Raw genomic sequence first — 5,413 nt, forward strand, 5'->3', positions numbered from 1 at the left:
GTGGGAGGGAAGATCCGTCGTCGATCGATGCCACCGAGGTGGGGCGGAGGAGTCGTAGTAGTCGGAGGCCGGGGTGCGACACGAGGTCGCACGAGCTGAGTGAGCTTCACTGAAGGAGGTTCGGCTGATGCCGAAGGTGTAGTTACGGATCAGTGTTCGAGGATCTGTCCCCGGGCCTGACGTGCGTCGCTGGTAACGGCGGGGTGCGAAGCTCAGGTCGCCAGGCTCAAGGGCTCCCGTTCCATCCGGGGGTTACAAGTCACGGGGAATGCCGACAGGGTGAACAACCGTGAACCCCTGATGATGCCTCGTCATCGGAAGCCCCGCAGATGGGTTGCAGTAGCGGGATCAAGGACTGGTCGTTGGAAAGCGGCAGGCGCCGACTGGAAGACTCGAAGCCGGTCGGGAGAACACCGCCGTCCTCGGGGTATAGGGGGCACCCGACCCGGCCGCACCTCACTCCGGCGGAACGTGACAACCCCGTTGGAGTCCGGGGCGCGTGAGCGTCTCGGCAAGCCGACCGCAAGGAAGGCCCGATCCTCCAGCGGGAGCAGGATGGCCCAAGAAGCCAATGCCGACCGCCGAAAGGCAACGGGAAAGCGAGGCAGCAGGCCGGCTCCTTCGCCGGTCGCCTCGCATAACCGGCCGGATACGGGCGGATGCCTGGACCCGAAAGGGTGCTGACGTGGGCCAGGTGAGCCTGTGCAGGGACGAAGAGGAAGACACCGGAACCGAGGGGCAAGTTGGACGCCATGACGAACACGCGGGCGCATGCCGGTGCGGACGTGGTGGCGAACGGACCGGAGGACGACACCCCTGACTGGCACGAGATCGACTGGCGTGCCGTCGAGGACGAAGTACGGCGTCTGAGACAGAGGATCTTCACGGCATCGCAGGCGGGCGACCTCAAACGGGTTCGCAATCTGCAGAAACTGATGCTCCGTTCGCGGGCCAACACGCTGTTGAGCGTGCGGCGCGTGACGGAGGTCAACGCTGGTCGCAAGACCCCGGGAGTGGACGGGCGAACGGCGCTGCTGCCCCAGTCGAAGGCCGAGTTGGCCAACTGGGCACAGTATCGCTCCTCGACCTGGACACCCCTGCCGGTCAAGCGAGTGCACATCCCGAAGGCAGGCGGCAAGAAGCGCCCACTTGGCATCCCCGTGATCGCCGACCGGGTCCTCCAAGCGCGGGTCGTCAACGCGCTGGAACCGGAGTGGGAAGCGCGATTCGAGCCGAAGTCGTACGGCTTCCGGCCCGGCCGCGGCTGTCAGGACGCGATCTCCGCCATCTATCTGACGCTGAAGGGCAAGAACCCCCAGCGGATGTGGGTGTTGGACGCGGACCTGAAAGCGGCGTTCGATCGCATCGACCACGAGCACCTTCTCGCCCGGCTCGGCACGTTCCCCGCCAGGGATCTGGTCCGGCATTGGCTGAAGGCGGGAGTGGTCGATCGCGGCCGGTTCGCCCCGACAGAGGAGGGCACCCCGCAAGACGGGGTGGTCAGCCCTCTGCTGCTGAACGTGGCCCTGCACGGATTGGAAGAGGCCGCCGGAGTCCGCTACCGAAAGCTCGGCACGCACGCCGCCGAGTCGGTCGAGGGCGCCCCGGCGCTGATCAGGTACGCCGACGACCTGGTCGTGCTCTGTCACAGCCGTGATGAAGCCGAGCAGGTCAAGGCGAAGCTCGCCGTCTGGCTGGCTCCCAGGGGGCTGGTGTTCAACGAGGACAAGACGCGCATCGTCCACGCTGACTCTGGTTTCGACTTCCTGGGATTCAACGTCCGTCGATACGACGGCAAGCTGCTGATCAAACCGAGTCCGGCGGCCCTGAGACGGATCCGGGAACGGCTACGCACGGAGATGAAGGCCCTGCGCGGGGCGAACGTCAGTGCGGTGCTGCACAAGATCGACCCGATCGTGCGCGGCTGGTCGGCCTACTGCCGGACGGTGGTCTCCAGTGACGCGTTCACCGCGCTGGACGACTACATGTGGAAGCTCAGCTATAAGTGGGCCAAGCACGGCCATCAGAACAAATCGAGGCACTGGATCGTCCATCGGTACTTCGGCCAGTTCAACCCGTCCAGCAAGAACCGCTGGGTATTCGGCGACCGGGAGACCGGCGCCCACCTGCGGAAGTTCTCCTGGACGAAGATCGTTCGACACCAGATGGTCGCGGGCACCTCGTCTCCGGACGACCCGGCCCTGACCGACTACTGGGCCAAGAGGCGACGCAAGGGGACACCCTCACCACTGGACGCGTTCGGACTGCGGCAGCTGACGCTGCAAGACGGCCGTTGCCCACTGTGTCGGGAGTCCCTGCTGCACGCCGACCACCAACCGCAGAGCCCACCTGAGTGGGAACAGTGGATGGCGGTCATCCGACTGGCGCTGACGAAGCAGTACATCGTCATCTCACCGGAGCAGGGCACGTCGAACGTGGTCCTCCGCCTCGTGCACACCGCCTGCCGCCGTCGACGCTCAGCCGAGATCGCCGCAGGCCCAGCACCTCTGCATGCCGGCGAGCCTTCAGGGCTTGCTTGAGCCGGATGCGGGGACGACTCGCACGTCCGGTTCTTAGGGGGCGGGGACGCAGTAATGCGTCCCCGCTACCCGACAGAGCCGGTCACATGGCGAAGGGCTCCAACGGGTTCGTGGCAAGGACGCAGACTGTGGAGGACGCCTGTGAACACGGGTGCTTCGTGGCCTGATGCCGATACGGCTGAGGTCCGAGTACGCAGGATGCAGCGCAAGCTGCACCATTGGTCGGTTGATGATCCCGGCCGTCAGTTCGATGACTTGTTCAACCTCGTCCACGATCCCAACTTCCTTACGGTGGCTTGGGAACGAGTGCGGACGAACAGGGGCGCCCGCTCGGCAGGGTCGGACTGGGCGGTTCCGCGCTCCCTCGGCCCCGACGAGGCGTGCCGGATGCTCACCGGTCTGCGAGAGCAGGTCAAGGAGCGCCGGTTCCGTCCCGAATTGGTCCGGGAGGTGATGATCCCGAAGGTGAACGGCAAGCTCCGTCGTCTGGGCATCGCCACCACGGCAGACCGGGTGGTGCAAGCCTCGCTCAAGCTGGTCCTTGGACCGATCTTCGAGGCGGAGTTCCTTCCGTGCTCCTACGGTTTCAGACCACGGAGGCGGGCTCAGGACGCGATTGCCGAGATCCACTACCTTGCCAGCGGCTCACGGGCCTACCACTGGGTCTTCGAGGGAGATATCACGGCGTGCTTCGACGAGATCGACCATACGGCCCTGATGGACAGGGTCCGGCGTCGCGTCTCCGACAAACGCGTACTTGCCCTGGTGAAGGCGTTTCTCAAAGCCGGGATCCTCTCCGAGGACCGGGCCTACCGGGACAATCTCACCGGTACTCCGCAGGGCGGGATCCTCTCGCCACTGCTCAGCAACATCGCCCTGTCCGTCCTTGACGAGCACTTCCACGACAAGTGGCAGGCCCTCGGATCGGTCGGGCAGCGCTCCAAGCACCGCAAGGCCGGCGGAGCGGTGATGAGGATCGTTTGCTTCTCGGACGACTTCGTCGTCCTGGTCCACGGGTCCCACGCGGACGCGGAGGCGCTGTGGGGTGAAGTCGCGGCAGTTCTCTCGCCGATGGGCCTTCGCCTGTCTGCGGAGAAGAGCAGGGTCTGCCATGTCGACGAGGGGTTCGATTTTCTCGGTGCGACACGAAGGCGCATGGTTCGAGCGAGCACGCTGATTGGAGGGCTGAGACCGATGACAGCAGCGTAGCTCCGGACAAGTGTTCACAGATCCGTCCCCGCTCTGACGTGCGTTGCTGGTAACGGCAGGGTGCGAAGCTCAGGGAAGACGCCCAAGGGCTCCCGCTCCATCCGGGGGCTACAGGCAAGGGGAAGGCCGGACGGGTGAGCAGACGCGAACTCTCGTTGATGCCTCGACATCGATACCCCCGGAGATGGGATGAACCGCTGGGGGCAGGGCTGGCCGTTGCGAAACGGCAGGCGGCGGCTGGTGACTAGGAGCCAGCCGTGCGAACACCGCCGCCCCGGGGTGCAGAGAGCGCCCACCCCGGCCGGATCTCGGCCATGCGGAACGTGACAACCCCGTCGGGGTCCGGGACGTGTCCCGGTAAGCCGACCGTGAGGGAGGCCCAACTCCCCGGCGGGAGCAGGACGGTCCAAGAAGCCAATGCCGGCACGCCGAAAGACGACGGGAAACCGGGACAACATGGCCGCACCCTTCGCGGTCGTCTCGCATAACCGGCCGGATACAGGCAACTGCCTGGCCCGAAAGGGAGCTGACGTGGACCGGGTGAGCCTTTGATGTACCAAAGCTGAAGTACCAGAGCCGAAGGGCAAGTTGGACACAGATGACGGCATAGCCATTCGCTCTCGCGATGGCGGCCCTCGGAGTGAACGGACCGGAGGACGCGGCCCCCGACTGGGACGCCATCAGCTGGCGCACTCACGAGGACCACGTACGGCGACTGAGGCAGAGGATCTTCAAGGCGACGAAGGAAGGGGACCTCAAGAAGGTCCGCAATCTGCAGAAGCTGATGCTGCGGAGCCGAAGCAACACGCTGGTCAGCGTGCGGCAGGTCACGCAGCGCAATGCTGGCCGCAAGACGGCGGGCGTCGACGGAGAGGTCGCTTTGACCTCCCGCGATCGAGGGGAGCTGGCGGAGCGGTTGCACCGTCACGCCTCGCCCCTCAACGTCCTGCCGGTCAAGCGGGTCTTCATCCCGAAGGTGAACGGGAAACAGCGCCCCCTGGGGATTCCGGTGCTCGCGGACCGCGTGCAGCAAGCACGCGTGAAGAACGCCCTGGAACCCGAGTGGGAGGCCCGGTTCGAGCCGAGGTCCTACGGATTTCGGCCCGGACGGGGCTGCCACGACGCGATCGAGGTCATCTTCAAGACGCTCTGCGGCAACCGCAGCAAGCGCCGATGGATCCTGGACGCGGACCTGGCCGGGGCATTCGACCGGATCGACCACGATCACCTTCTCAACAGTCTCGGAACCTTCCCCGCACGGGGCATGGTCCGCGCCTGGCTGAAGGCCGGCGTCATCGAGTCCGGCGAGTTCACACCGACAGGGGAGGGAACTCCCCAAGGCGGCGTGATCAGCCCCGTGCTGCTGAACGTGGCCCTGCACGGAATGGAGCACGCGGCAGGGGTCCGCTACCGGCCCAGCGTCCGCAGCGACGCTGAGACGGTCAAGGGATGCCCTGTGCTGGTCAGATACGCCGACGATTACGTGGCGATGTGTCACAGCCGTGAACAGGCCGAGCAGGTCAAGGCTGATCTCACGGCGTGGCTGGAGCCCAGGGGGCTCCGCTTTAGAAGACATCTCATTTGGGTGGGTTGAGTAGACTTCGAGTGTGCTGATCGTTGAGCGGCTGGTGCCGGATGAGCTGTGGGAGTTGTTCCAGTTGGTC

Annotated in this window: 2 protein-coding genes and 1 pseudogene; all 3 read left to right on the forward strand. The window is 65.6% G+C overall.

The window, feature by feature from the left end:
* Positions 1-752 precede the first annotated feature (752 nt).
* Positions 753-2,540 carry a group II intron reverse transcriptase/maturase gene (gene ltrA / locus ACFWIC_RS40555; RefSeq protein ID WP_380522172.1) on the forward strand — a complete coding sequence of 596 codons (1,788 nt, stop codon included), beginning with the start codon at positions 753-755 and terminating at the stop codon, positions 2,538-2,540.
* A gap of 198 nt (positions 2,541-2,738) precedes the next feature.
* On the forward strand, positions 2,739-3,749 hold the full coding sequence (locus ACFWIC_RS40560; RefSeq protein WP_380522174.1) for a reverse transcriptase domain-containing protein: 1,011 nt from the start codon (positions 2,739-2,741) through the stop codon (positions 3,747-3,749).
* Positions 3,750-4,374: 625 nt separating this feature from the next.
* Positions 4,375-5,316, forward strand: a pseudogene (locus ACFWIC_RS40565) (reverse transcriptase domain-containing protein); the annotation flags it as partial.
* Positions 5,317-5,413 lie beyond the last annotated feature (97 nt).

This window comes from Kitasatospora sp. NPDC127035, from assembly GCF_042726075.1.
Lineage (GTDB): Bacteria > Actinomycetota > Actinomycetes > Streptomycetales > Streptomycetaceae > Kitasatospora.